Source organism: Paraburkholderia sp. BL17N1, from assembly GCF_003634175.1.
Classification (GTDB): domain Bacteria; phylum Pseudomonadota; class Gammaproteobacteria; order Burkholderiales; family Burkholderiaceae; genus Paraburkholderia.
Genome location: NZ_RBIW01000001.1, coordinates 2970953 through 2997510 on the forward strand (window position 1 = coordinate 2970953; position 26558 = coordinate 2997510).

A 26558-nucleotide genomic window follows, 5' to 3' on the forward strand; every position below is an offset into this window, starting at 1 on the left:
CGACTCTCCCTTGTCGCCCCACCATGTTCGATCCCACCGAAGCTCCGTTACCGTTTCATCTGCGCAAAGCCAGCATGGACGATTTCGAGTTCGCCGAGGCGCTGACACGCAACAACATGGGCGGCTACTACCATCGCCATCATCTCGTCTGGCGTGGCGATCTGTTTCTCGGCAGCTGGCGCGAGTCGGAGAATTTCATTCTCGAAATGGATGGCACGCCGATCGGCGTGTTGCGCATCACGCAAGAGGGCGATTCGCTGCATATCCGCGACGTGCAGATTGCCGAAGGCCATCGCCGGCTCGGCGCCGGCACGTATCTGCTCGATGTCTCGCATCAATGGGCACGCGAGCGCGGCCTGCGCGAGTTGCAATTGCGTGTGTTCGTCGACAATCCTGCGGCCCGCCTCTATCAGCGCAAAGGCTACAAGCTGGCCGGGCCGCGTCTTGCGCAACTGGGTGCGATTCGCCATCTGGCGCGACGGGTTTGAGGCGTGGCGCGTGCCGCCGCGGTTTTACACACTCACTCAATGCTCCGCATCGCTCTCGGCATCCGCGCGATCCCGCGCCGTCTCGTCGTCCACGTCTGTCTCGCCGTGCTCGCCATGCGCCGCCCGATGTTCCGAGCCACGCTCGATAAACGCGCGCGGACTTTCTCCGAAGGCACGGCGGAACATCGCAGAGAACGCGCTCTGGCTTTGATAGCCGAGTTCCAACGCGACATGCGAAAGCGGCCGCCCCTGGCTCAATAGCGGGATCGCGCGCGCCAGAATCGCCTGCTGGCGCCACTGCGAAAAACTCACGCCCAGCTCCTGACGAAACAGCCGCGCAATGGTGCGCGTGCTCGCGCCCACGCTGGACGCCCATTGTTCGAGCGACTCGCCATGCGTCGGGTCGGCAATCACCGCTTCGCACAGCGCGCGCAGACGCTTTTCGTTAGGCATCGGCACGGAGAGCGGCAGCGGCTCCGAGCGAGTCAGTTCGTCGAGTGCGAGGGCGCCCAGCAACCGCTCGCGCGTGGCAGAGATGCCGGGCGTGTCGAGCGCGGCAATCACTTCGCGCAGCAGATCCGAGACTTCGACGACGCGTGGCGTATCGAGACCGGCCGGCACCGTGCTTTCGGTGATGTAGAGCGTGCGCAGGAACGCGTCTTCCACGGCGACCACTTCGTGCGTCACGTGCGGCGGCACCCAGATTGCCCGCGAGGGCGGCACCATCCACGTCGTGCCGGTCGTCGCGACCCGCAGCACGCCGCGCGACGCATAGGCCACCTGCGCCCACGCATGCGTGTGACGTGCGATGCGCCAGCCCGAGGGCATCTGCCGCGAACGCACACGGATCGGATGCGTTTCGTTCGGCTGGAACTCGGGCGGAATATCGGCGAAGCGTACGAGGCTCGACAGGTTTGAGTCGGCGGACGAAGTCATGGTGAAGATCGATCCCGATAACGGAACGCGGGCAGCGCGCTCTCCCGGTACGCCGAAAGCGCCGCTAGGCAAAACCCCGTGCGGGCGGACAAACCGCCGCGGGCTTCTCATTGTAGGTGTTGCAAAGGACAGGGCGTTGCATAATGTCCCGATTACGGACCCGAGGAGAACGCCATGAGCTTTGCCACCGCGGATCTGTGCGACGCGCACGAGGACCAGCTGGCGCTCGGCACGTTGCGTGTGCTCGAGCCGGTTTTCCACCTGTTCAGCCGCGCCGAGTGTTTCAGCGGTGAGGCCGTGACGCTGAAGGTATTCGAGGACAACGCGCTCGTGCGGGCCACGCTCGAAGAGAAGGGCGCGGGCCGTGTGCTGGTGATCGACGGCGGCGGCAGCCTGCGTTGCGCGCTGGTCGGCGGCAATCTCGCGCAAATCGCGGAACAGAACGGCTGGGCGGGCATCGTCCTGAACGGCTGTGTGCGCGATGCGCTCGAACTCAACGAGGTGAATGTCGGCATTGCGGCTTTGACCACTTCACCACGGCGCGGCCGGAAGCTCGGCACCGGTGAGCGCGACGTGGCGGTGCAATTGCCCGGCGCGCTCGTGCGTCCCGGCGAATGGATCTACGTGGATATCGACGGCGTGCTCGTGGCGAGCGCGGCGCTGAACTGAACCCAGCCCGGACTCGAGCTCGAACAGAGCCGGAAACAGAACTGGAAACAGAACCCTCCCAAACCTGATTCAAGGAGAGCAAACGACGATGCAGACCGTCTTTGTATACGGCACATTGCGCGCCGGTGAAGTGAACGACATCCGCCACGCCGCGGCGCGCAACGAGATCGCCGCGCCCAATCTGCTCGGCACGGCCACGGTGCGTGGCCACCTATTCGACTTCGGCTCCTATCCGGGCCTCGTGATCGACGAAGCCGGCGTCGACGTGATCGGCGACGTCTACGAGATCGAAGACGAACTGGTCGCCGTGCTCGATGAAATCGAGGCGGTCTATCCGGGCGTCGAGGATCGTTTCCTTGCGCGCGAAGTGATGGTGAAAGTCGACGGCAACGTCGTCAACTGCCGCTTTTATCCGGTTGCACCGAATGTGGTGAAGGGCTTGCCTGAAATCAAATCGGGCGACTGGATCGAGCACCGCAGCACGCGCTGACCAGGCGGCGCTACGGGCGCATAAAAAACGGCCCGGCAGGCATACGCCTGTCGGGCCGTCCGGTCGGTCAGCCTTGCGACTCAAGCCACTTCACGCCGCGTGCTAAAGACGCGTGAAGGCGGGCTTGTTACTGCGTCGTCCGTTGTTGATGCATCGGAGTGCATTTGAATGACTGCGCCCGATGCATGCGCGAGGCCTGACGCCAGCCTCAAATTTCCTCGTACAGCGGCAGCGTGAGGAAGTCGGTGAACTGTTCCGACGTCGACATTTCTTCGAAGATCTGCGCGGCGCGCTCGTACGGCCTGGTATCGCCGCCCACGGCCTGCTTTACCTTCTCGAGTTCCTGCGTCGCCAACTCGCGCACCAGTTCCGCCGTCACCTTGCGGCCGTCTTCGAGCTTGCCCTTCGGCGAGCGGATCCACTGCCACACTTGCGAGCGCGAGATTTCCGCGGTGGCGGCGTCTTCCATCAGATTGTGAATCGGCACACAGCCGTTGCCCGCGAGCCACGCGCCCAGGTAGTGAATGCCGACGTTGATATTGTTGCGCAGACCGCCTTCGGTGATCGGGGCTTCCGGACGGAAGTCCGTCAGGTCGGTGGCCGTGACGAGCACGTCGTCGCGTTGCTTGCCGATCTGGTTCGGCTTGTCGCCGAGCACCTTGACGAACTCTTCCATCGCGATCGGCACGAGGCCCGGATGCGCGACCCAGCCGCCGTCGTAACCGTCGCCGGCATCGCGCGCCTTGTCCGAACGCACGCCGCTCATCGCCTTTTCGTTCGCCGCCGGATCGCTCTTGATCGGAATCAGCGCGCTCATGCCGCCGATCGCCGGCGCATTGCGGCGATGGCAAGTCTTCAGCAGCAGCAGCGCGTAGGCGCGCATGAACGGCGACGTCATCGTGATCTGCGAGCGGTCGGCCAGACAGAAGTCACGGTCGGCCTTGAACTTCTTGATCGCCGAGAAGATGTAGTCCCAACGGCCGGCGTTCAGACCCGAGCTGTGTTCGCGCAGCTCGTACAGGATCTCGTCCATTTCGAAGGCTGCGACGATCGTTTCGATCAGCACCGTCGCGCGAATCGTGCCGCGCGGCACGCCGACGGCTTCCTGTGCGGCGACGAAAATGTCGTTCCACAGACGCGCTTCGAGGTGGCTTTCCATCTTCGGCAGATAGAAGTACGGCCCCGAGCCGCGCGCCACCAGTTCCTTCGCGTTGTGCACCATGAAGAGCGCGAAATCGAAGATGCCTCCCGACACGCGCTTGCCGTCCACCTTCACGTGCTTCTCGTCGAGATGCCAGCCGCGCGGACGCACGATCAGCGTGGCGACCTTGTCGTTCAGTGTGTACGACTTGCCGTTCTGTTCCAGCGAAATCGTGCGGCGCACCGCGTCCTTCAGATTGATATGGCCGGTGATCTGGTTATCCCAGCTCGGCGCATTCGAATCCTCGAAGTCGGTCATGTACGAATCCGCGCCCGAATTCAGCGCGTTGATGATCATCTTGCGTTCGACCGGACCGGTGATTTCCACGCGACGGCATTGCAGATCCTGCGGCAGCGGCGCGATTTTCCAGTCGCCTTCACGCACGCTTTTCGTTTCGGCGAGGAAGTCGGGGCGCTCGCCGGCGTCGAGGCGCTTCGTGCGTTCCGCGCGCGCCTGCAACAGCTGCTGGCGGCGCGGCTCGAACGTGCGATGCAGCGCGGCGACGAGTTCAAGCGCTTCGCGCGTGAGGATCGCGTCATAGCCCGGCTTGAGGTCAGCCGTGATTTCCATGCCCTGCGGCAACTGCAACGGTGAATGCGAGGACTGCGGGCTTGCCATGTTTTCTCCTTGGTCGGTCAGATTGCAACGGTGCAAATGTTGAGATGCGGTAGTTGTGCGTCGCGTTAGCCAGCAGTAACCGTCATGCGCCAGGGCTGTGGCGCGTGCGGCTGCCGCCGGCACCGCTGCTGCGGCCGGGCGACGCGGGGTTCTTCAGAAAAGCGAGCAGATCGGCCATGCCTCCGCCCGCGCCATGCGGCGTGACGCCCAGTTCTTCGGCTGGGGCGTTCTGCCGGTTGAGCCAGAAAGTGGTGAAGCCGAACCACGTCGCGCCTGCCACATCCCAGCCGTTCGACGACACGAAGACGATCTCGCGCGGCAGCGCGTCGAAGGCTTGCGTGCCGAGCGCGTAAGCCGCGGGCGAGGGTTTGTAGGCGCGCACCGCGTCGACGGAGAGAACGCGGTCGAACAGGCGCGTCATGCCGGCGCTCTTCACGGCGACGTCGAGCATTTGCGGATTGCCGTTCGAGAGAATCGCGAGGCGCGGCGGCGGGGTGGATTCACCGCCCGCGCGCGCCGCTGAGTCAGGAGAAGCTTCGCGCAACTGGCGCAGCGCGGCCACGGCATCGGGGAAAGCGGACAGGCACGCGTATTCGTCCATCAGACGCTTCTCGGCCGTGCGGCCCAACGTGAGCTGAAGTTTTTTTGCGGCAAAGCGCAACGCGTCGAGCGTGATGTCCCAGAACGGCCGGTAATGCGCGCCGGGTGCGTCCGCGGAATCGGCGAGCGTGCGCAACTGCGTGTATTCGATCTGTTTTTGCCGCCACAACTGCGAGAGCGCGTCGCCGCGGCCGGGGAACATCTGCTCTGCGGCGGCGATCACCGAATGCACGTCGAAGAGCGTGCCGTAGGCGTCGAAAATCACTGCTTTCGGGGAGAGTGTCGTTGTGGCCGACATTGCCGTGCACTCCTGTCAGAGGTCAGGACGGATTGTATTAGTGATGCCGGACGCTAAAAAAGAGGCTAAACATCACTTGATCTTTTACTTTCATCCACCTAATCTGACGCGCACCGACCACTTTCCCGCCTAGACGCGGCTCCCATCGCTCATGGACCGTTTCAAGCAGATCGAGACTTTCGTGACCGTCGCGGCGAAAGGCAGCCTGTCTGCAGCGGCTTCGGCCGAAGGCGTCGCGCCGGCCATCATCGGCCGCCGCATCGACGCGCTCGAAGAGCGCCTCGGCGTCAAATTGCTGGTGCGCACCACGCGCAAGATCACGCTGACCTTCGAAGGCTCGGCCTTTCTCGAAGACTGCCAGCGCATCATTCACGAGATGCAGAACGCCGAAGCCAGCGTGTCGGCGGGCGGCGTAAAGGCGAGCGGCCATTTGCGGCTGTCCGCGCCCGCAGGCTTCGGGCGGCGGCACGTCGCGCCGCTGGTGCCGGCCTTCACGGTCGCGCATCCGGACGTGTCGATCACGCTCGACCTGTCCGACCGCCTCGTCGATCTGGTCAACGAAGGTTTCGACTGTGCGGTGCGTCTCGGCGAGTTGCCGGATTCGTCGCTGGTGTCGCTCAAGCTCGGCGAGAACCGCCGTGTGTGCGTGGCGTCGCCAACGTATCTGAGCCGGCGCGGTGCGCCGCACAGCCTCGCCGACCTCGCGCATCACAACTGCCTCGCGCTCGGCGCGAGCGCCAACCAGCAGCGTGGCTGGATGTTCCAGCAGGGCGACAAGGTCGTGTCGATCAAGGTGTCCGGCACGATGGAATGCTCGGACGGCGCGGTGCTGCACGAATGGTGTCTCGAAGGCTACGGACTCGCCTGGCGCTCGTGGTGGGAAGTCGGCACGGACATCGCGGCCGGGCGGCTCGTCAGCGTGCTCGACGAATTCGCCGCGCCGCCCATCGGCATTCACGCGGTGTTTCCGCAGCGCCGTCACTTGCCGTTGCGCGTGCGGCTGTTTCTGGACTTTCTCAAGCATACGTACGGACACCCTGACTACTGGGGTTGAACATGCGGAAGGCCGGGTGCGCGGCGGATGTTGCTGGCGCCGCCGCGAACACGGGGTTTCCGATATGCGGGCAGACCCTCGACAGATTCATGTGCTCAATTCCGCGACCTACAATCGATTCAAGCGGCTCGTAAGCCGAGCCTCGTTGGACGCCGACGCCGCGCTCTGCGCAGTCGGCGACGGAGGGCATCATGTTCAGGCACATCCTGGTTCCAACCGACGGTTCCGACCTGTCGCGCAAGGCAATCGACGGCGCCATCGATCTTGCGCAAGCCGTCAACGCCCACGTGACCGCCTACGCGTGTCTGCCGCAATACCCGTACTCGCCGTTCTCCGACGTCGTGGTCGAACCGCCCTCGGAATTCCTGCAGCGCAGCGAGCGCGAAGCGCGCGTGCATCTGCGCGAGGTGGAAATGGCGGCGCGCCGTGTCGGCGTCACGGTCGACAGCCGGACCAGCGTGCACCCGGCGCCGTATCTCGGCATCATCGAAGCGGCGGAGCAGGGCGGCTGCGATGTGATCTTCATGGCCTCGCATGGCCGGCGCGGTTTGGGCAGCCTGCTGATCGGCAGCGAAACGCAGCGGGTGCTCACGCATACCAAGATTCCGGTGATCGTGTATCGCTGAAATCGCGGGCGAAAAAAACGCGCCGGCGGTGAGGCCGGCGCGCGCTGTGTTCGCCGCACAATCCGTTGTGCTGGCTTTCTCTCCACTGCTGCTGCGAGCTCTCCCAAGTTCCGCTGCGAGACTTCGGCCGCCGGGTGCGGTTCGACTTCCGCCCCGACGGCCTTGCTCCTCCCTGTGACGGCGGCTCTCTGACGGCGCCGCTTTTCGTCTATCTGCCTTGTTCCAGCGATCAGACCGCGTGCCTGCTTACGCGACCTTCTTGTCGAAGAACTGTTCGTCTTCCGTCGAGCCGTGCAGCGCGGTCGTCGATGCTTCGCGCTCGACCGTTTGCGTCACGGCGTCGAAGTAGCCGGTGCCGACTTCGCGTTGATGCTTGACCGCGGTGAAGCCCTTTTCGGCCGCAGCGAATTCAGCCTGCTGCATTTCGACGAAGGCCGTCATCTGGTTGCGGGCATAGCCGTGCGCGAGGTTGAACATTGAGTAGTTCAGCGCGTGGAAGCCGGCCAGCGTGATGAACTGGAACTTGTAGCCCATCGCGCCGAGTTCGCGCTGGAACTTGGCGATGGTCGCGTCGTCCAGGTTCTTCTTCCAGTTGAACGACGGCGAGCAGTTGTACGACAGCAGTTGGTCCGGGTACTCCTTGCGGATCGCGTCGGCGAATTTCTTCGCGAACTCGAGGTCCGGCTTGCCGGTTTCGCACCAGATCATGTCGGCGTACGGCGCGTAGGCGAGGCCACGCGAGATCGCCTGTTCCAGACCCGGCTTGGTTCGGTAGAAGCCTTCCACCGTGCGTTCGCCGGTCAGGAACGGCTTGTCGTTGTCGTCGATGTCCGACGTGATCAGATCGGCGGCTTCCGCATCGGTGCGCGCCAGCAGCACGGTCGGCGTGCCGGAGACGTCAGCGGCCAGACGCGCGGCCGTCAGCTTGGCGATGTTTTCACGCGTCGGCACGAGCACCTTGCCGCCCATGTGACCGCACTTCTTCACCGAAGCCAGTTGGTCTTCGAAGTGCACGCCCGCGGCGCCTGCTTCGATCATCGCCTTCATCAGTTCGAACGCGTTCAGCACGCCGCCGAAGCCGGCTTCCGCATCCGCCACGATCGGCTGGAAGTAGTCCACATAGCCTTCGTCGCCAGGATTCTTGCCTTCCGACCACTGGATCTGGTCGGCGCGCGTCAGTGTGTTGTTGATGCGCTTCACCACGAGCGGCACCGAGTTCGCCGGATACAGCGACTGGTCCGGGTACATTTCACCGGCGACGTTCGCGTCGCCCGCCACTTGCCAGCCCGACAGATAGATCGCCTTGAGGCCGGCCTTGACCTGCTGCATGGCCTGATTGCCGGTCAGCGCGCCGAGCGAGTTCACGAACGGCTCGTTGTTCACGCTCTCCCAGAGCTTTTCCGCACCGCGCTTGGCGAGCGTGTGCTCGACTTGCACCGAGCCGCGCAGGCGGATCACATCTTCCGCCGTGTAGCTGCGCTTCACGCCTTTCCAGCGCGGATCGGTTTCCCATTGCTGTTGGAGTTGCTTGACTTGTTCTTGACGGGACATGATGTGCTCCTTGGTTGCCTGTATGGATGGGTGACTCTTTTCTTCGTCGAAGCGGCCGGCCGGTTGAGGCGTTTCGTTTCGTGAAGTCTTGTATAAGAGTCTAGGCAAATCGATGATCACACAACAGCCGCCTAGACGGCCTTTTTGAATATTTATTTGTATTTAAAATCAATGAATTACGATGCACGTTTCGCATTAAGAAACGATTTTTCCCATCTTGCAATGGGCGCTCTTGTGCCGTGCAGCACGATTTTTTACGACGCAAAAAAATTTTCCACATCGTGAAATTTGGGGCGCGCCGATTGATGGGCGAAAAAAAAACCGGCGCATGAGCACCGGTTTCTTCCGACTGACGAACGGCGAGAAGCCGTCCGGGTCTTTTTTCAGGCTGACTGCTGACAGTACTGGATGAGCGCCGCAACGGGCCGAAGCCCTGATGCAGAGTACGCCCGTCTCAGTACTTAGCTGCCGCGACGCGCCGTACGCGGGCCGTCGCTGCGGCGTGCGCCGTAGCCGCCGTCGCGCGAACCGCCGTAGCCTTCACGCGAACCGCCGCCGAAGCCGCCTTCGCGCGAGCCGCCGCCAGCCGACTTGCCGGCCCAGCCGCCGCCGGTGCCGCTACCGCTACCGCTGCGCGCACCGCCGCCGTTACCGGCCGGCTTGCCCGAACCGCTGCCGAAGCGACGGCCACCGCCGTTGCCACCGCCCGGACGGCCGCGGCCGCCAAAGCCAGGACGGCCGTTACCCGACGGAGCCGACTTGCGCGGCTCGAAGCCTTCGACGACGCTGACCGGCAGCGGGGTACGCACGAAACGCTCGATGCGCTTGAGCGCGCCTTGCTCGGCGTGATGCACGAGGCTCACCGCGATGCCCGAGCGGCCAGCACGGCCGGTACGGCCGATACGGTGCACGTAGTCTTCAGCGAACTTCGGCAGGTCGTAGTTGAACACGTGCGTGATGCCCGGGATGTCGATACCACGAGCGGCGACGTCCGTCGCCACCAGTACGCGGACACGGCGCTCGCGCAGTGCCTTGATCGTGCGGTTACGCGCGCCTTGCGGCAGATCGCCGTGCAAAGCTGCCGATTCGAAACCGGCATCGGCCAGACGACCTGCAAGCTGGTCGGCGTCCATCTTGGTTGCCATGAACACGATAGCCTGGTCGAGGCCCTCGTCGCGCAGCAGATGGTCGAGCAGACGATCCTTGTGATCGCGGTCATCCACGTAATGGACGGTTTGCGCGATGTTGGTGCGCTGTTCCAGGCGCTGAACGATCTCGATACGCTCCGGATCCTTCAGCAGGCGGCCCGTCAGCGAGCTGATCTTGCCGTCGAGCGTGGCCGAGAACAACATGGTTTGACGCGAAGCCGGCGTAGCGGCGACGATCGTTTCGATGTCTTCGATGAAGCCCATGTCGAGCATGCGGTCGGCTTCGTCGAGCACGAGGATCTGCAGTTGCGACAGATCGATACGGCCGCGTTCCAGGTGGTCGATCAGACGGCCCGGCGTGGCAACCAGGATTTCCGGGTTCTTGGCCAGCAGCATCAGCTGTTGACCATAAGCGACGCCGCCCAGAATGCTGACGGTGCGCAAGCGCTTCAGGTGCTTGCCGTACGTGGCGGCGGCGGTGGTGACCTGCATGGCGAGTTCGCGGGTCGGTGTCAGAACCAGCATGGTCGGACGGGCAACCGGTTGCGGACGACGCGTGCGGGCGCCGTCAGCCGGACGCGGTTCACGCGGCTGGCTGGCTTGTGCTTTTTGCAGTTGCGAGAAACGTTCGATGGCGGGCAGCATGAACGCGGCGGTCTTGCCCGAACCGGTCGGGCTCGAGACCATCAGATCGCGGCCGGCGATGCCAGCCGGGATTGCGCGTTGCTGAACCGGAGTCGGGTTCTGATAACCAGCGGCGGTCAGCGCGGAGACGACATCCGCGGAGAGACCGAGCGACGCGAACGACGGGCCGGTCGGCGCTGCGGCTTCTGCTGCGACGGCTTCCGGAGCGGCAGCAACGGCTGCGGCTTGTGCGGGTGCTGCGTCGCGGCTTTCGAGACCGAGGGCTTGATCGGCGATGGCGTTCAACGGGCTGCTGGGGGTATTGCTCGAAGTCATGAGAATCCTTGGTAAATCCTTGGTACACACGGAATTAAAACGTCGGCGCCAATCGGCATACCCAAGTCGTCGGATTCAGCGAGCAAAGAAGCAGCGAGCAAATCGAAAAACGGGGGCAGCTCGCGGCAATGAAGGCGAGCTTTTCGTTAGAAGCTGTATCGGATGCGACATGCCAACACGGCGTGCCGCCAGCCTGGGACATGATCGCCCGGAGGGGCTAGGCAGGAGGGGACAGGTTCTAAACTGGATTGGAGCTAAACGCTACGAGGCGCTGCGCCGCAAAGGCCGCTAGAGGAAAGCCGGGCAAAGCAGTGAAGCGCAGGCAGCATTGTATAGCCTTTTGCTGCACTGCGCCACCATTAGGAATTTTCCTGGCGGAAAAGTTTGTGCCGGGGTGCTGTTCGGGCGGCTCGACAGGCGGCTGCGCCGGCCGGCTATCGTCGTGCCGGCGCGGTTCAGGGCGATTCGCCGTCGGCCGGGGGCGGATCAGGCAATCGTTCGCGTGAAGTCGCCTGGCATCGATCGGGACCAGTCAGGCCGACGCGCCGCTCTTGAGCGATTCGACGAGTTCGACGTATTGCTGCTTCGCGGCGTCTTGCGCGGTGCCTTTGAGCGCGGCCCACGCGTCGTACTTGTATTTGCCGACGATGTCGGTGAAGCCGGGTTTGTCGCCCTGAACGTCGCCGCGGGTGGCCTGCTTGTAGAGCGCGTAAAGGCGCAGCAGCGTGAGATTGCCCGGACGCTCCGGCAGTTGCTGGACGTCTTCGTGGGCTTGGGTGAACTGGGTGTCGATGTCGGTCATTGTCGTTTGCCCGCCAGGCGGGATCGGGATTGAACTCGGCTGACGATCATAACAACTGGATGCCCCGGCAGGGGCCGAGGGCTCATTCCAAACGCCGGCCGGCGATGCGGCGCAAGACGGACAGGCTCGGGCGCGAGGCGAACCCGGTTTGGCGCAAACTGGGCCGCTGCTGGGCGCAAGCCATATGCGCCTCGCGCGAGGTGGACCACTTTCGCACGATCCAAACCACTTGGCGCGACCCAAGCCAGCCTCGCGAGCGGGCAGCCACCTTCGCGCGACCCGAGCCACCTCGGCGCATGCCAAACCACATTTGCGCGCGCCGTGCCGATTACAATACGGTCCATGACTCAAACTGTGCTCCTCGCCCTCGATACCTCGACCGAATTCTGCTCGGTGGCGCTTTTGTCCGCCGCCGGCAACGCGGCCGGCGCGACGCCTGAAGAGGCCCGCGCCGAACCGCATCTGTGGGTGCGCCACGAGCAAACCGGCGCGGTTTCCAGCACGCGCCTGCTCCCCGCCATCCGCGAACTTTTCGACGAAGCCGGCCTGACACTGGCGGACTGCGACGCCATCGCCTTCGGTTCCGGTCCCGGCTCGTTCACCGGCTTGCGTACCGCCACCGGTGTCGCCCAAGGCCTCGCGTTCGGCCTGAATCTGCCGGTCGTGCCGGTCAGTACGCTGCTCGCTTGTGCCGAGAGCGCCCGCCTGCGCGATCCGTCGGCGACGCGCGTGCTCGCAGCGCTCGACGCCCGTATGGACGAAATCTATTGGGCCGACTACGCATGGGACGACGCGCAAGGTGAATGGCGCACGCTGCAGACGGCTTCGCTCGATGCGCCGGACCGGCTCGTTTTGCCCGACGTCCCCTTCACGCTGGCAGGCAATGCCGCCGCGGCGTTCGGCGCGCGGCTGCCCGCAGTCGCCGCGGCGCGCAGCGTCGACAGTGAAGCGCTGCCGCATGCCGTGCCGCTAGCGCACGCCGCGCTGCGCGCGTTGCGGGCGGGTCGCACGGTGCCCGCCGACCAGGCCGCGCCGGAATACGTGCGCGACAAGGTCGCCCAGACCACCGCCGAACGGGTCGCCGAGAAAGCCGAGAAAGCCGCCAGGGCCGAGCAGGCCGCCCGACTCGCGCACGACGCAGCGCAAGGCGAGGGCCGGCAATGAGTGGCGTGTTGCTCGCGGACCGCTACATGTCGCCGATGACTGAAGGCGATCTGGATGAAGTCGCCGCCATCGAAAAAATCGCATATGAGTTTCCCTGGAGCCGGGGCAATTTTGGCGACTCGCTGCGCAACGGCTACTTCGGCGTCTGTCTGCGCCATGTCACGGGTACCCTGATCGGCTATTGCGTGCTGATGCCGGTCGTCGACGAAATGCATCTGCTCAATCTATGCGTGACGCCCGCGGCGCAAGGCGCCGGCGCCGGGCTCGCGCTGCTGCGCGAAGCCGTGCGCATTACCCGCGCTGAAAAACTCGAGGGGCTGTTGCTGGAAGTGCGACCGTCGAATCATCGGGCGATCCGGCTTTACGAGCGCTTCGGCTTCGCTTCGATCGGCCGGCGCAAAAACTATTATCCGGCGCGGCATCGCAGCCGGGAGGACGCCATCGTGATGCGTTTCTCGTTTGCCACGGAGGGCGCAGATGGCGCTGCATGAATCGGTTCTGGAAGAGTTCGGACTCACACCGCTGTGGGTACGTCGGGGTATGGCGGCGGAGCAGGAGCCGGTCGCTGAACCGCAGGCGCAAGCCGCGGCCGTGGTCGGGCAGGGCGCGGCTGCGCCGGCCGCGCGTCGTGATGATGCGCGTGGGGCGTCGCCAGGGCTGCCGCCCGTTGCTCGTGCGCAGGAAACCTCGCAGCCCGCGATGCGCGCCGCCGACGTTCACCAAGCCAACGCCGCGCCGGCGCCAGGCGAACGCGGCGCGTCTGGACGTCCGGATCAGGCATCACCCGCGGCCGGGGCACGCGAACGGTTCGCTGAGCGCCAGCCGCCCGCTGACACGCGCTCAGGCGAGTCGTCGCGGTCCATGCAGAGCGGTGCGCAAACCGAACCTCAAAGGCTGCCTTCACAAGACCCGATGCCAGGCCGGATGCAAGCGTCGGTCGAGGCAAGCCAGCCGCAAGCACCGCAGTCGGCACGGCTCCAGCAACCCCGTAGCCCCGAGCCACCGCCGTTCGACGCGCCGCCCGACGACGATTTCGCCTGGTTCGACGATCTGCCAACCCAGGCTCCCACGGACGCACGCCACGAAGCCCCTGCGGCGCCGGCAATCCACACGCTCGACTGGGATGCGCTGAGCGAGCGCGTCGCCGCCTGCCAGCTTTGCCGTCTGTGCGAGAAGCGCACCAATACGGTATTCGGCGTCGGCGATCGCGGCGCCGACTGGATGCTGATCGGCGAAGCGCCGGGTGAGAACGAGGATCGTCTGGGCGAACCGTTCGTGGGCCAGGCCGGCAAGCTGCTCGACAACATGCTGCGTTCGCTGACGCTCGCGCGTGACACCAACGTCTATATCGCCAACGTGATCAAGTGCCGGCCGCCCGGCAACCGTAATCCCGAAGCGGACGAAGTCGCGCGTTGCGAGCCGTATCTGCAACGTCAGGTCGCGCTGGTCAAGCCGAAGCTGATCGTCGCGCTGGGCCGCTTCGCGGCGCAGAGTTTGCTGAAGACCGAGGCGAGCATTTCGTCGCTGCGCGGCCGCGTGCATGAATACGAAGGCGTGCCCGTGATCGTCACCTATCACCCGGCGTATCTGCTGCGCAGCCTGCCCGATAAGGCGAAAGCCTGGGCCGACCTGTGCCTCGCGCGCGACACGTGGCGGGCGGCCGGCGGCACGCCGTCGAACGCGTCGAAGTGAAGTCCGGCGAGGGTCCGGCGATCGGTTGCGCCGCGACGCCCGGCATCGATGACGCGAGCCGTGATGCGCTGCTCGACAGCTTGCGCGACGCCGCCGTGCGCGATCTCGCCTGGCTGCTGCTGAGCGCCGACCTGTTGCGCCCGCAACCACCGGTCGGCGCGCTGGCGAATCCCTTCGACACGCCACAGGAAGCACAGGCGACCCTCGACTGGCTGCGCGCGCTCGACGCCGCGCCTGAACCCCTGCATCACGAACTCGCGGCGACGCGCATCACGCGCCTCGGCCGCTACGCCGAACGGCTGCTCGGCTGGTTCCTGCAGCATGGGCCGGCGGCGCGGCTGGTGGCGGCGGGCGTGCCGCTACGGCGCGGGGGCGTCACGCTCGGCGAATGCGATTTCCTGGTGCGGACGCGGCGGGGCGCGCGGCTCCATTGGGAGTTGGCCGTGAAGTGCTATCTGCATGCCGGCGACGGGCGCGCGCAGTTATCCGCGCAGTTATCCGACTACGTCGGCCCGAATCTGAAAGACCGCTTCGATCTGAAACTCGCTCATGTGCTCAATCATCAATTGCCGTTGAGCGCGCGTGAGGAGTTTGCCTCGGTCGGCTACGCCGGTCCGTGGACACCGCAGATGTTCATCAAAGGCTGGCTGTTTTATCGGCATGGCGAAACGTCCGTCGACCCGGTCGAACTCGATCCGGCACATGGTCGCGGCTGGTGGGTGACGCGTAGTGATTGGCCGGCGTTCGCGGCGGCGCATGCGGAGAAATGGCGGACATTGCCGCGGTTGGAATGGCTGGCGCCGCGACGCCATGCGGCTCTTGAGGTGCGGAGTGCGGACCTCGCATTCGTCGATGCGAAAACGCTCGCCGGGCAAACGTTGCATCAGCACGGACCGGCGATGGTCGGCGCGTTCGTCGAGGACAGCGCAGGCAAACTGATCGAGCGCTCGCGCGGCTTTATCGTGCCCGACGAGTGGCCCGAGCTGGCGCGACACTACGCGCGGCAGTAGCGGCGCGTCACCACCACCGATAAAAATGATGCACCGGCCCCACGCCACCGCCGACGTCGAGCCGATCGCTCGCCTGCAGCGCGCCGGTCAAATACTGCTTGGCATCGGCGACGGCGCTCGCCAGATCGCCACGCTGCGGAATCAGCGCCGCAATCGCCGACGACAGCGTGCAGCCCGTTCCATGCGTATTCTTCACCGGCACTCGCGGGCCGCCTAAACGAAGCGTGCCGCTTTCCTGCACCAGCCAGTCCGGACTATCCGCGGCGCTCAAATGGCCGCCCTTCATCAGCACCGCGCGTGCGCCGAGCGCCCGCAGTGCTTCGCCTTGCTCGACCATGCCGGCTTCGTCGGTCGCGGCTTGCACGCCGAGCAGCGCGGCGGCTTCCGGCAGATTGGGCGTCAGCAGATCGGCGAGCGGCAGCAATTCGTCGCGCACCGCCGCGACCGCGTCCGGCAGCAGCAGCGCGTGGTTGCTCTTCGAAATCATCACCGTGTCGAGCACGATGTGCTTCGGCTTGTGGCGGCGCAATGCATCGGCGACCGCGCGCGCGATCGGCGCGTTCGCCAGCATGCCGATCTTCACGGCGTCGATGCGGATGTCGTCGAACACCGCATCGAGTTGCGCGGTAATGAAGCCGGGGTCCGGCGCGTGAATCGCGGTGACGCCGCGCGTGTTTTGCGCGGTGAGCGCGGTGATCACGCTCGCGCCGTACGCGCCGAGCGCCGAGAAAGCCTTGAGGTCGGCCTGAATGCCGGCGCCGCCGCCGGAATCGGAACCGGCGATCGTCAGCACATTGGGAATCGGTTGAGTCATGGCAAAGCGAGGAAGGAGGAAGGCGCGGGCCGCGACGTGAGCGGACGACCCGCCGCGAATCAGTGCTTGACTTCGCCGATCAGCGCGACCGAGTCGAACGCGCGCTGGTTGGCCTGGTGGCGCCGCATCACGAACCACATCATCACGCAGACGAAGGTGCCGAATAGCACGATCACCGCCGTGACCGGCACGTCGAGCCACACGAGCACGGCGTAGAGGCACAGCATGACGAGCACGGAGAGGTTTTCGTTGAAGTTCTGCACGGCGATCGAGTGACCGGCCGACAGCAGCACGTGCCCGCGATGCTGGAGCAGCGCGTTCATCGGCACGACGAAAAAGCCCGACAGGCCGCCGACGATCATCAGGAAAATATACGCGACGATCAGATAGCCCGGTAAGTGCACGCGGCCGAAATAAATGCCCCAGTGGGCGGGGAAGAGGTCGCGTGTATAGAACGCCATCAGCATCACGGCAATGCCCATCATGATGCCGACCGGCAACACCGACAGCGACTTCTTCAGCGGCACGCGCGAGGCCGCGAAGATCGCGCCGGCCGCCACGCCCACGGCCACCACTGCTTGCAGAATGGCCGCTTCGGACAGCGACATGTTCAACGACACCTCAGCCCACTTCAGCACGATGAATTGCAGCGTCGCGCCCGCGCCCCAGAACAGCGTGGTCACGGCGAGCGAAATCTGGCCGAGCTTGTCACGCCACAGCACGAGGAAACAGTCGGCGAAATCGGTGACGAGTTTGATCGGGCCGCGTTCCTGTTTCGGATAGCGCGCGCCGGTGTCGGGAATGCGCAGATTGAACAGCGCCGCGATAACGTAGATGGCCATGATGACCAGCATTGCGGCTTCGGCGGGGGTGTTGACGGACGGTATGTGGTGCCGCAGGATCGGCGCGGCGATGTGCGGGCTGATGAGCGCTCCGCCGAGCACCGTGCCGAGAATGATCGAGCCGACGGTCGTGCCTTCGATCCAGCCGTTCGCGGCGACCAGCCGGTCAGGCGGCAACAGCTCGGTGAGAATGCCGTATTTGGCGGGCGAGTAGGCCGCCGCGCCGAAGCCGACGATTCCGTACGCGAGCAGCGGATGCGCGCCCACCAGCATCGTGATGCAACCGACGACCTTGATGGTATTGGTGATGAACATCACGCGTCCTTTCGGACGGGAGTCGGCGAAGGCGCCCACGAACGCGGCGAGAACGACGTACGACAGCACAAAGAACAGCTTGAGCAGCGGCGTCATCCAGTTCGGGGCGTGAAGATCTTTCAGCAGTGCGATAGCAGCGATCAGAAGCGCATTGTCGGCCAGCGACGAAAAAAACTGCGCGGCCATGATGGTGTAAAAACCTTTTTTCATCTGATGCGATGCTGTCCTCGCTGCGGTCTGTCCGCCCCGGCCGCTGGTTGAGCGTCCGGGCTTATGCCGTTCGTCGAAATGGGTTGTGCGCACGGCTTTATATCATGAAAATAGATGCATTCGGACTAGCAGAATCCTTGATCGCACCGCCCAGCGGGCTACGGAGCGCTGAAAACGCACTGTAAGCCGCTGATTCGCAAGCGTCTTTACGAAAATATCCCATGCCGCGCCCGCTCTCAGCCACGATTCATACCTCCGCTCTCGCCAATAATCTCGCCGTTGCCCGGCGCTATGCACCGAAATCCAAAATCTGGGCCGTCGTCAAGGCCAACGCATACGGGCATGGCCTTGCGCGCGTTTTTCCGGGCCTGCGCGCAACCGACGGCTTTGGGTTGCTGGACCTCGAAGAAGCCGTGAAGTTGCGTGAATTGGGTTGGGCCGGCCCGATTCTTCTGCTCGAAGGCTTCTTTCGTCCGACCGATATCGACGTGATCGACCGCTACAGCCTGACCACCGCGCTGCATTCGGACGAACAGTTGCGCATGCTCGAAATGGCGCGCCTGTCCAAACCGGTCAATATCCAGTTGAAGATGAACACCGGCATGAATCGCCTCGGTTACACGCCGGAGAAATTCCGCGCCGCCTGGGAGCGGGCGCGCGCTGCCCAGGGCGTCGGCCAGATCACATTGATGACCCATTTCTCCGACGCCGACGGCGATCGCGGCGTGGACTATCAGGTGCAGGCGTTCGAGCGCGGCGCGCAAGGCATTGCCGGCGCGCGCAGCCTTGCCAACTCGGCGGCCACGCTGTGGCATCCTGCCACGCATTTCGACTGGGTGCGCCCGGGCATCATCATGTACGGCGCATCGCCGTCCGGCGTCACGGCGGCGATCGAAGGCACCGGCCTGCAGCCCGCCATGACGCTCGCCTCGGAACTAATCGCCGTGCAGACACTTGCCGAAGGCCATACGGTCGGCTACGGGTCGTCTTTCAAGGCGCGCGGGTCGATGCGCATCGGCGTGGTGGCGTGCGGCTACGCGGACGGCTATCCGCGCGTCGCGCCGGAAGGCACGCCGGTGATCGTCGACGGCGTGCGCACGCGGGTCGTCGGGCGCGTCTCGATGGACATGCTCACCGTCGACCTGACGCCGGTGCCGACCGCCAACGTCGGCTCGCGCGTCGAGCTGTGGGGCACCTCGCTGCCGATCGACGACGTCGCGCAGGCGTGCGGCACCATCGGCTATGAGCTGATGTGCGCGGTGGCGCCGCGCGTGCCGGTGCGGGCGGAGTAAGGCACGCAACCCGGTGCGCGCCCGGCCCCACATCAAGCGTTTCAATCCCAAAGAACAGCAACACAGGCAATAACGCGTGGCAAAACCCAAAACGTTGTACATCTGCAGTGAATGCGGCGGGCAATCGCCGAAATGGGCCGGGCAGTGCCCCTCGTGCAATGCATGGAACACGCTGGTCGAGTCGGTGGCGGAAGCGCCGTCCACGCACCGCTTCCAGTCGCTCGCGGAGAGCGCGCCCGTGCGCCGTCTCGCCGATATCGATGCATCCGACGTGCCGCGCTTTTCCACCGGCGTGAGCGAGTTCGACCGCGTGCTCGGCGGCGGGCTGGTGCCGGGCGGCGTGGTGCTGATCGGCGGCGATCCGGGCATCGGCAAATCGACGCTGCTGCTGCAATCGCTCGCTGAGATCGCCGCCGACAAACGCGCGCTCTATATCAGCGGCGAAGAGTCGGCCGCGCAGATTGCGTTGCGCGCGCAACGGCTTTCGTTGCTGGAGCCCGGTTCGAAGGCAAGCGAGCTGCAATTGCTGGCGGAAATCCAGCTCGAAAAAATTCAGGCGACGATCGCCGAGCAGCGGCCCGATGTCGCGGTGATCGACTCGATCCAGACCGTCTATTCCGACGCGCTGACATCCGCGCCGGGCTCGGTCGCCCAGGTGCGCGAGTGCGCGGCGCAACTCACGCGCATTGCCAAGCAGTCCGGCACCACCATCATCATGGTCGGCCACGTGACCAAGGAAGGCGCGCTGGCCGGGCCGCGTGTGCTCGAGCACATCGTCGACACGGTGCTGTACTTCGAAGGCGACACGCATTCCTCGTACCGTCTGGTGCGCGCGATCAAGAACCGCTTCGGCGCGGTCAACGAACTCGGCGTGTTCGCCATGACCGAGCGCGGCTTGCGCGGCGTGGCCAATCCGTCGGCGCTGTTTCTGTCGCAGCACGAACAGTCGGTGCCGGGTTCCTGCGTGCTGGTGACACAGGAGGGCACGCGCCCGCTGCTGGTCGAGGTGCAGGCTCTTGTGGACTCGGCCAACGCGCCGAACCCGCGGCGCCTCGCCGTCGGTCTGGAGCAAAACCGGCTCGCGATGCTGCTGGCGGTGCTGCACCGGCATGCCGGCATCGCGTGCTTCGATCAGGACGTGTTCCTGAACGCCGTGGGCGGCGTGAAGATCACCGAGCCCGCCGCCGACCTCGCCGTGCTGCTCGCGATTCACTCGTCCATGCGCAACAAGCCGCTGCCCAAGGGGCTGGTGGTGTTCGGGGAAGTGGGCCTCGCCGGCGAGATCCGGCCGTCGCCGCGCGGTCAGGAGCGCCTGAAGGAAGCCGCCAAGCTGGGCTTTTCGGTTGCGGTGATTCCCAAGGCCAATGCGCCGAAACAGCCGATCGAAGGCTTACAGGTCGTTGCGGTCGAACGGATCGAACAGGCTATCGACCGGGTCCGCACGCTTGAATAGACGGGGTTCGGGTGCCTGGCGGCGCCCGACGTTCCGTAATGGCCCGTAAATATCTCCATATTGGCTGTAACCTACCCGACATTCCTTTTTCCTAAGCTGCAAGGGTATGCATCCCTTCTGATGCCCGAAAAAGGATCGCGCCTTGAAACAGTCATATGAAACCGTAGCCGAACAGCCAATACAGGTGCGCGGCTGCCGCGTCTCCGCGCCTATTCGCCAGCCTTGGGGCGGCGCTTGCCGGATCGTCGAGTGGATCGACACGGCAGGGCAGATTTCCCGGCGGGTCGTGGCCGAAGACGCCACGGCCGCCGAAGTCCGCGCGACGATCAATCGTCATGTGGAAGGCCGCAAGCACGTGCTGTACGACGACGAAAAGACGCCGCGTCAGACTTTGCCGCGGCAGGCGGTAGCGCGGCGCTGAGGGCTTGCGCGGCGCGGATCTGCGGGTGCGGGGGTGGTGATCGGTTTTGTGCCCCGGTTGCCGGTCATGCCACTTGGGGCCAATGCCACGAACGGTGCGACGAAACCAACGCCGCACACAGTGCGACGATGCCAACGCGGCTAGTGAGGCTGATCAGCCTAACGGAGCGAACGCGCACCATATCAAGCGCCGTATTACCGACCAGCCTTGGCTGGCCCGCGCGCGCTACCTGATCAGCCTGTCTTCCTCGTCGGCACCGTCTGCGCTCGCCGCCTCGTAAGCCTGCGGATTGAACAGCGGATGGCGCGCGGCTTCCCCTGCCGTCAGCACCGGCGAGACGCAGCAGTCGAGCGACTCCAGTAGCAAAACCCATTCTTCCAACGGACGCTTGCCGATCACCTCGGCGAGTTCTTGCGTGAGCGCGGCGGCGTCCGGGCCACCGATCGCCTGGCCGAGACTCCAATGGCGCGTCGCCCATTCAGGCCGGTCGAGCGCCATGCAGAGCGTTTCCCAGAACTTCAGTTCCAGCGCACCGACGGCGAGCCAGCGGTTATCGAGCGTGCGGTACAGGTTGTAGCACGGCACGCCGCCGTTCAGCAGGCCGGCGCCGGCGGCAGGTGCCGCACCGTCGTTGGCGAGCGCGACCTGCGCCACCACGTTGTGCGCGTAGGTGACGTGCGTCATGGAGACATCGACGAAGCGGCCTTCGCCGCCGCGCGACACATGCCATAGCGCCGCGAGAATCTGCGTGACCGCGCTGAGGGCGCCGCCGAGCAGGTCGGCAATCTGGAAATTCGGCAGGATCGGCGCGCCGTCACGGCCCGCCAGTTGATCGAGCACGCCCGCGTAGCCGATGTAGTTCAGATCGTGGCCGGCATGATCGACGAACGGACCGCTCGCGCCGTATCCGCTGATTGCGCAGTAAACCAGCCGGGGATTGAGCGCGTGCAGTGTTTCGTAGCCGAGGCCCAGCCGCTCCATCACACCCGGCCGGAAACTCTCGATCAGGACGTCGGCTTCGGCGGCGAGCGCGCACAGCACGTTGCGTCCCGCCTCGGACTTGAGGTCAAGGCGCGTTTCGCGCTTGCCGCGATTCACCAGCCGGTAAAACGCGCCGGGCCGCCCCGCCACGCGATCGCTCGACGACTGCATCATCGTGCGAGTGGGGTCGCCCGCACCGGGCGCTTCGATCTTCAGCACGTCTGAGCCCAGTTCGGCGAGCCGCAACGCGGCAACCGGGCCCGGCAGCAGGCGCGTGAGGTCGAGCACGCGCAAGCCCTGTAACGCGGGTGGCGCGGAGGCGGCCGGCGAAGTGGCCGAACCCGCTGCCCGTGAAGTAGCCGCAGACTTGGCCGAAGCGGCAGCCGAAGATGCGGCCGAATTCGGCGCCGATGAAGTCGCCGAAGCCGCCACGGATGAAGCAGCCGAAGCCGCCGACGACGCCCCAGCCGACGCCCCAGGCGTTGAGACGGATGAATTCCCGGATGACAAAGCCAAGCTCCCGTCGATGCCGGCGCGGACCTGAAACAGCGTGCCGTCAGCCGATTTGTTCGAGTTCCTCATGAGTCTCGAGCCATTCGGCTTCGAGCGCTTCGAGGCGCGCGTTCACATCTGCCTGACGGCGGATCGCCTCCGTCAGTTTGCTTTTCTGCTCGGGCTCGTAACTTGCCGGGTCGACGACGAACGCGTCGAGCGTCGCCTTCTCCGCGTTGAGCGCGTCCATTTCCTTTTCGATCTTCGTGATCCGGCTTTGCAGCGGCTTTTTCAGATGCGCAAGCTTCTGGCGCGTTTCCGCCTCGAGGCGTCGCTGTTCCTTGCGGTTCACGCCGTCCGGGCCGCTGTCGCCGCCATTGCTGCCGCTCGCCGCTGCATTCGCCTTGAGCGCCGCGCGCTGTTCGGCTGCGTGTTGCAGCAGCCAGTCGCGGTAGTCGTCGAGGTCGCCATCGAATTCCTGCAGGCGATGTTTCGCGACCAGCATGAACTGATCCGTCGTGGCGCGCAGCAGATGCCGGTCGTGCGACACCAGAATCAGCGTGCCTTCGAACTGCGCGAGCGCCATGGTCAGCGCGTGCCGTGTTTCGAGATCCAGATGGTTGGTCGGTTCGTCGAGCAGTAGCAGGTTCGGCTTTTGCCAGATGATCAGCGCGAGCGCGAGACGGGCTTTTTCGCCGCCGGAGAAGGGCGCGATCTTCGACGTCGCCATCTCGCCGGAAAAATTGAAGCTGCCGAGGAAGTCGCGCAATTCCTGTTCGCGCGTGTCCGGTGCGAGACGTGCGAGGTGCTGCAACGGCGTATCGTCCGGGCGCAGCGTTTCGAGCTGATGCTGGGCGAAGTAGCCGATGCGCAGCCCCTTGCCTTCGCGCACATGGCCGCCGAGCGCCTCGAGCGTGCCGGCCAGCGTCTTGATCAGCGTGGACTTGCCTTGGCCGTTCGCGCCGAGCAACCCGATGCGCTGACCATTCTGGATCGACAGCATGACGTGATCGACGATGGGAATCTCGACCGCGGGCTCGCCTTCGCTGCGGTAGCCGCAGCGCACGTCTTCCATCACCATCATCGGGTTCGGCGCGGAATCGGGCGTGCGGAATTCGAACGTGAATGGCGAGGACGCATGCGCCGGCGCGATCAGCTCCATCTTTTCCAACGCCTTGACGCGGCTCTGCGCCTGGCGCGCCTTGGTCGCCTGCGCCTTGAAGCGGTTGATGTAGCTCTGCAAATGCTCGACCGTGCGCTGCTGCTTTTCGTACGCACTCTGCTGCAACGCGATCTGCTGCGCGCGCAGCACTTCGAATTGCGAGTAGTTGCCGCCGTAGCGCTTGATCTGCTGCTGCTCCAGATGCAGCGTGACATTGCAGACCGAATCGAGGAATTCGCGGTCGTGCGAGATCACGATCAGCGTGCCCGGATAACGGGCCAGCCAGTCTTCCAGCCAGACGATCGCGTCGAGATCCAGGTGGTTGGTCGGTTCGTCGAGCAGCAGCAGATCGGAGCGGCACATCAGCGCCTGAGCCAGATTCAGCCGCATGCGCCAGCCGCCCGAGAAACTGCTGACGGGTTCGCGAGTCTGGTCGAGCGTGAAGCCGAGGCCGAGCAGCAGGGCTTCGGCGCGCGCGGGCGCGGTGTAGCCGTCGGCGTCGGCGAACGCGGCGTGCGCTTCGCCTTCGGCCGCGCCGTCATGCGCCGCGGAGGCGGCGGCAATCGCCGCTTCGATCGCGCGCAAGGCGGCGTCGCCATCTAGCGTGTAGGCGAGGGCGGTCTTGTCCGCGGCGGGCGTTTCCTGCGCGACGTGGGCGATCTGCCAGTTCGGCGGGATCGAAAAATCGCCGCCGTCAGCGTGCAGTTCGCCGAGCAGCACGGCGAACAGCGTCGACTTGCCCGCGCCGTTTGCCCCCACCAGGCCGGCCTTCTCGCCAGGGTTGAGGGTGAACGTGGTGTTGTCGAAGAGCGGCTTGGTGCCGCGCGCGAGGCTGAACTGGTTAAAGCGGATCACGAAGAGGCCGGCTGAAGAAAACCGCTATTTTAGACTGCCGGGCCCGACACCGGGCGCTCAACCGGGATCGGCCATTCGGCCGACTGTAACGGCGAGGCTTTTGGCATAGACTGACGGCTTTCACGGGGGAGCATATGACATCGATTTATTCGTTTTCGGCACGCACGTTGGGCGGCGAGGAAGTCAGCCTTGGGCAGTATGAAGGCAAGGTTTTGCTGATCGTCAACACGGCGAGCGAATGCGGGTTCACGCCGCAGTACGCGGGCTTGCAGAACCTGTACGACACCTACGCCGCACGCGGGCTCACGGTGCTCGGGTTTCCCTGCAACCAGTTCGGCAAGCAGGAGCCGGGCGACGCCGCGCAAATCGGCAGCTTCTGCGAAAAGAATTACGGCGTCACGTTCCCGATGTTCGACAAGGTCGACGTGAACGGTGCGAACGCACATCCGCTGTTCAGTTATCTGACGGGCGAGGCGCCGGGACTGCTCGGCCTGGAAGCGATCAAGTGGAATTTCACCAAGTTCCTGATCGGCCGCGACGGCAACGTGGTGAAGCGCTATGCGCCGCTGACAAAGCCCGACGCGATCACCGAAGACATCGAAAAGCTGCTATGAGGCGGCGGCCGCTAGAGGATCGGCGAAAAGAGACGCGCCACATGCATTAACACGCGTTTCAAAGCGGTCGCCTTGCGGTATTCGTTGCGGTCGATTTCGCGCGATTCGGCGAAGTCGGCCAGCAGCATCGTTTCGACCTCTTTGGCGAAGGCGCGGTCAACGGTCAGCACCATGATCTCGAAGTTCAGCCGGAACGAGCGGTTGTCGAGATTCGCGCTGCCGATTGCCGCGGCGACGCTGTCGATCAGCACGACCTTCTGATGCAGGAAGCCCGGCTGGTAGCGAAAGATCCGGATCCCCGCGCGTAACGAGTCGTACGCATAGAGTTTCGAGGCGGCGAACACGACCAGGTGATCGCGCCGGCTCGGAATCAGAATGCGCACGTCCACGCCGCGCAGCGCCGCGAGCCGCAACGCCGCGAACACGGACTCGTCGGGGATCAGGTAGGGCGAGGTGATCCAGACCCGTTCGCGTGCCGCGTTGATCGCTTCGACGAAAAACAGCGAGCAGGTCTCCTGCTTGTCCGCGGGACCGCTTGGCACGACGAGGCAGTGCATGCCTTGCTCCGCTGCGGGGTCGGCGACAGGAAAGGGCGGCAGGTCGAACTCGGGCAACTGCTGCGTGGCCCAATGCCAGTCTTCCGTGAACACGAACTGGATGCTGGCGACGGCCGGCCCGCGCACCTCGATATGGGTATCGCGCCACGGCGAGAGTGGCGGCTTGCCGCCGAGATATTCAACCCCCACGTTATGTCCGCCGACAAACGCGCGTTCGCCATCCACCGAAACGATCTTGCGGTGATTGCGGAAGTTCAGTTGCAGACGGTTGACGAAGCGGCGATTGGTGGCGAACGGATGCGTCTCCACGCCGCCCGCGCGCAGCGCCGCCACGTAGCGGTGCGGCAGATCGAAGCTGCCGATGCTGTCGTACAGGAAGTAGACGCGCACGCCTTGTTGCGCTTTCGCGATCAGCGCGTCTTTGAGCATCTCGCCGAGCGCATCGTCGCGCACGATGAAGAACTGCACGATCACGTAGCGGCGCGCGTGCTCGATAGCGTCGAAGATCGCCTCGAAGGTCGCCGCGCCGTTCACCAGCGTGCGCACCGAGTTGCCAGGCAGAAACGGCATGCCGCCGAGACGCGTGAGCGAATGCACAAGCCGGCCGCCGAGTTCCAGCGTCGGCAGTCCCGCTGACGAAGCACGCGTGTCCCATTCCGGCGGATGCGCGCGCGTGCGCAGCAGTTCGTTTTCGACGCGGCGAGCGTCCGCGTAGCCGGCGAACTTGCTGCGGCCGAGGAACAGGTATGGCACCAGCGTCAGATAAGGCATCGCGACCAGCGACACGGCCCACGCAATCGCGCCTTGCGAAGTGCGCGTGTTGAGAATCGCGTGACATGCCGCGGCCACGCCGAGAATGTGGCAGAGGGCGACCAGCGTGCCGATGTGAAGCAGGTCGAATTGCATAGGCGGCGTTGGGTTGGCGAAGCGCTGCCTGGGCCGGCTCGATGAGCGCCGGGCAGCTGACCGCGCTCATCTTACCGAACGTGTGTGCGTTGGGGGGAATGGTCGGGCCACGGTCAGGCTTGAAGGGCGGGTGCCTGAACGCGCTGGTCGACGTGGCAAAAGATTTTTTTGCGCTTGCCCTGGCCGGCAAGCGCGCGAGTTGGGCCTTGGGAGCCTCGTCGAGTTTTCGGCTCAAAGGGAGCGCTCGTGAGGCCTGCCTCACTCGGAAGCGCGATATTCCGCGATTGGGCGCGATTGCGAACGCCCGGAAAAGCAGCTTCGCCCAGGCGCGGTGCGC

At 64.9% G+C, this 26558-nt stretch carries 25 protein-coding genes; 14 read left to right on the forward strand and 11 right to left on the reverse strand.

The window, feature by feature from the left end:
* Positions 1-23: 23 nt before the first annotated feature.
* The gene (locus tag B0G82_RS13400) at positions 24-488 is read left to right on the forward strand and encodes a GNAT family N-acetyltransferase (protein WP_106279573.1); all 465 of its coding nucleotides are present in this window, start codon (positions 24-26) and stop codon (positions 486-488) included.
* Positions 489-524: 36 nt separating this feature from the next.
* Here the strand turns inward: B0G82_RS13400 and B0G82_RS13405 are convergent, their stop codons facing one another.
* The gene (locus B0G82_RS13405) at positions 525-1424 is read right to left on the reverse strand and encodes a helix-turn-helix transcriptional regulator (protein WP_116140488.1); all 900 of its coding nucleotides are present in this window, start codon (positions 1422-1424) and stop codon (positions 525-527) included.
* Between the two features lie 174 nt (positions 1425-1598).
* Between B0G82_RS13405 and rraA the strand changes: the two genes are divergently transcribed.
* Both rraA and B0G82_RS13415 read left to right on the forward strand, forming a co-directional pair.
* Positions 1599-2093, forward strand: coding sequence for a ribonuclease E activity regulator RraA (gene rraA, locus B0G82_RS13410; RefSeq protein WP_116140490.1), 495 nt, complete (start codon positions 1599-1601; stop codon positions 2091-2093).
* An 88-nt stretch (positions 2094-2181) separates the two neighbouring features.
* The gene (locus B0G82_RS13415; protein WP_121307618.1) at positions 2182-2583 is read left to right on the forward strand and encodes a gamma-glutamylcyclotransferase family protein; all 402 of its coding nucleotides are present in this window, start codon (positions 2182-2184) and stop codon (positions 2581-2583) included.
* Between the two features lie 208 nt (positions 2584-2791).
* Here the strand turns inward: B0G82_RS13415 and aceB are convergent, their stop codons facing one another.
* Complete coding sequence (gene aceB, locus B0G82_RS13420; RefSeq protein WP_121307619.1) at positions 2792-4402, reverse strand: malate synthase A; 1611 nt, start codon at positions 4400-4402, stop codon at positions 2792-2794.
* An 82-nt stretch (positions 4403-4484) separates the two neighbouring features.
* A complete protein-coding gene (locus tag B0G82_RS13425; protein WP_121307620.1) occupies positions 4485-5300 on the reverse strand; it encodes a haloacid dehalogenase type II in 816 nt (271 codons plus the stop codon).
* Between the two features lie 151 nt (positions 5301-5451).
* Between B0G82_RS13425 and B0G82_RS13430 the strand changes: the two genes are divergently transcribed.
* Positions 5452-6354, forward strand: a complete 903-nt coding sequence (locus B0G82_RS13430) for a LysR family transcriptional regulator (protein ID WP_116140494.1) — start codon at positions 5452-5454, stop codon at positions 6352-6354.
* A gap of 191 nt (positions 6355-6545) precedes the next feature.
* Complete coding sequence (locus B0G82_RS13435) at positions 6546-6980, forward strand: universal stress protein (protein ID WP_012433480.1); 435 nt, start codon at positions 6546-6548, stop codon at positions 6978-6980.
* A 246-nt stretch (positions 6981-7226) separates the two neighbouring features.
* Here B0G82_RS13435 and aceA read toward each other — a convergent pair whose 3' ends face one another.
* From aceA to B0G82_RS13450, 3 genes are all read right to left on the reverse strand, one after another.
* Positions 7227-8531 (reverse strand): isocitrate lyase, encoded by a 1305-nt coding sequence (gene aceA / locus B0G82_RS13440; protein ID WP_116140496.1) that lies wholly within the window; start codon positions 8529-8531, stop codon positions 7227-7229.
* 461 nt (positions 8532-8992) lie between these two features.
* On the reverse strand, positions 8993-10639 hold the full coding sequence (locus B0G82_RS13445; protein ID WP_121307621.1) for a DEAD/DEAH box helicase: 1647 nt from the start codon (positions 10637-10639) through the stop codon (positions 8993-8995).
* 532 nt (positions 10640-11171) lie between these two features.
* The gene (locus B0G82_RS13450) at positions 11172-11441 is read right to left on the reverse strand and encodes an acyl-CoA-binding protein (protein WP_012433477.1); all 270 of its coding nucleotides are present in this window, start codon (positions 11439-11441) and stop codon (positions 11172-11174) included.
* A 342-nt stretch (positions 11442-11783) separates the two neighbouring features.
* Here B0G82_RS13450 and tsaB point away from each other — a divergent pair, with 342 nt between their 5' ends.
* Genes tsaB through B0G82_RS13470 form a run of 4 tightly spaced genes read left to right on the forward strand, consistent with a single transcriptional unit; the run spans position 11784 to position 15307 of the window.
* Positions 11784-12605, forward strand: coding sequence for a tRNA (adenosine(37)-N6)-threonylcarbamoyltransferase complex dimerization subunit type 1 TsaB (gene tsaB / locus B0G82_RS13455; RefSeq protein ID WP_121307622.1), 822 nt, complete (start codon positions 11784-11786; stop codon positions 12603-12605).
* Positions 12602-13096, forward strand: a complete 495-nt coding sequence (rimI, locus tag B0G82_RS13460; RefSeq protein WP_012433475.1) for a ribosomal protein S18-alanine N-acetyltransferase — start codon at positions 12602-12604, stop codon at positions 13094-13096. Before tsaB ends, rimI begins: the two co-directional genes overlap by 4 nt.
* On the forward strand, positions 13083-14297 hold the full coding sequence (locus B0G82_RS13465; protein WP_121307623.1) for a uracil-DNA glycosylase family protein: 1215 nt from the start codon (positions 13083-13085) through the stop codon (positions 14295-14297). Before rimI ends, B0G82_RS13465 begins: the two co-directional genes overlap by 14 nt.
* Before the next feature lie 20 nt (positions 14298-14317).
* Positions 14318-15307, forward strand: a complete 990-nt coding sequence (locus tag B0G82_RS13470) for a DUF1853 family protein (protein WP_241974683.1) — start codon at positions 14318-14320, stop codon at positions 15305-15307.
* 7 nt (positions 15308-15314) lie between these two features.
* On the opposite strand, the gene thiD is transcribed toward B0G82_RS13470, so the two are convergent.
* Both thiD and lplT read right to left on the reverse strand, forming a co-directional pair.
* The gene (thiD, locus tag B0G82_RS13475; RefSeq protein ID WP_121307624.1) at positions 15315-16121 is read right to left on the reverse strand and encodes a bifunctional hydroxymethylpyrimidine kinase/phosphomethylpyrimidine kinase; all 807 of its coding nucleotides are present in this window, start codon (positions 16119-16121) and stop codon (positions 15315-15317) included.
* Between the two features lie 59 nt (positions 16122-16180).
* Positions 16181-17488, reverse strand: a complete 1308-nt coding sequence (gene lplT, locus B0G82_RS13480) for a lysophospholipid transporter LplT (RefSeq protein WP_106279598.1) — start codon at positions 17486-17488, stop codon at positions 16181-16183.
* A 221-nt stretch (positions 17489-17709) separates the two neighbouring features.
* On the opposite strand from lplT, the gene alr reads away from it, so the two are divergent.
* The 3 genes from alr to B0G82_RS13495 all read left to right on the forward strand — a co-directional run bounded on the left by alr (position 17710) and on the right by B0G82_RS13495 (position 20654).
* Positions 17710-18780, forward strand: coding sequence for an alanine racemase (gene alr, locus B0G82_RS13485; RefSeq protein WP_106279600.1), 1071 nt, complete (start codon positions 17710-17712; stop codon positions 18778-18780).
* Positions 18781-18856: 76 nt separating this feature from the next.
* Positions 18857-20233, forward strand: coding sequence for a DNA repair protein RadA (gene radA, locus B0G82_RS13490; RefSeq protein ID WP_121307625.1), 1377 nt, complete (start codon positions 18857-18859; stop codon positions 20231-20233).
* Between the two features lie 142 nt (positions 20234-20375).
* On the forward strand, positions 20376-20654 hold the full coding sequence (locus B0G82_RS13495; RefSeq protein WP_106279604.1) for a DUF2866 domain-containing protein: 279 nt from the start codon (positions 20376-20378) through the stop codon (positions 20652-20654).
* 225 nt (positions 20655-20879) lie between these two features.
* Here B0G82_RS13495 and B0G82_RS13500 read toward each other — a convergent pair whose 3' ends face one another.
* A complete protein-coding gene (locus B0G82_RS13500; RefSeq protein WP_121307626.1) occupies positions 20880-21923 on the reverse strand; it encodes a CaiB/BaiF CoA-transferase family protein in 1044 nt (347 codons plus the stop codon).
* On the opposite strand from B0G82_RS13500, the gene B0G82_RS39685 reads away from it, so the two are divergent.
* Entirely contained in the window at positions 21910-22179 is a 270-nt protein-coding gene (locus B0G82_RS39685; RefSeq protein WP_121307627.1) for a hypothetical protein, read from the forward strand. The two genes, B0G82_RS13500 and B0G82_RS39685, sit on opposite strands and share 14 nt — an antisense overlap.
* A 12-nt stretch (positions 22180-22191) precedes the next feature.
* Here B0G82_RS39685 and B0G82_RS13510 read toward each other — a convergent pair whose 3' ends face one another.
* Entirely contained in the window at positions 22192-24144 is a 1953-nt protein-coding gene (locus B0G82_RS13510) for an ATP-binding cassette domain-containing protein (protein WP_116140512.1), read from the reverse strand.
* A 134-nt stretch (positions 24145-24278) separates the two neighbouring features.
* On the opposite strand from B0G82_RS13510, the gene B0G82_RS13515 reads away from it, so the two are divergent.
* Positions 24279-24758, forward strand: a complete 480-nt coding sequence (locus B0G82_RS13515) for a glutathione peroxidase (protein WP_116140514.1) — start codon at positions 24279-24281, stop codon at positions 24756-24758.
* An 11-nt stretch (positions 24759-24769) separates the two neighbouring features.
* Here the strand turns inward: B0G82_RS13515 and cls are convergent, their stop codons facing one another.
* Positions 24770-26221: a cardiolipin synthase gene (gene cls / locus B0G82_RS13520; protein WP_116140516.1), complete on the reverse strand. Its 1452-nt coding sequence runs from the start codon at positions 26219-26221 to the stop codon at positions 24770-24772.
* Between the last annotated feature and the right edge of the window lie 337 nt (positions 26222-26558).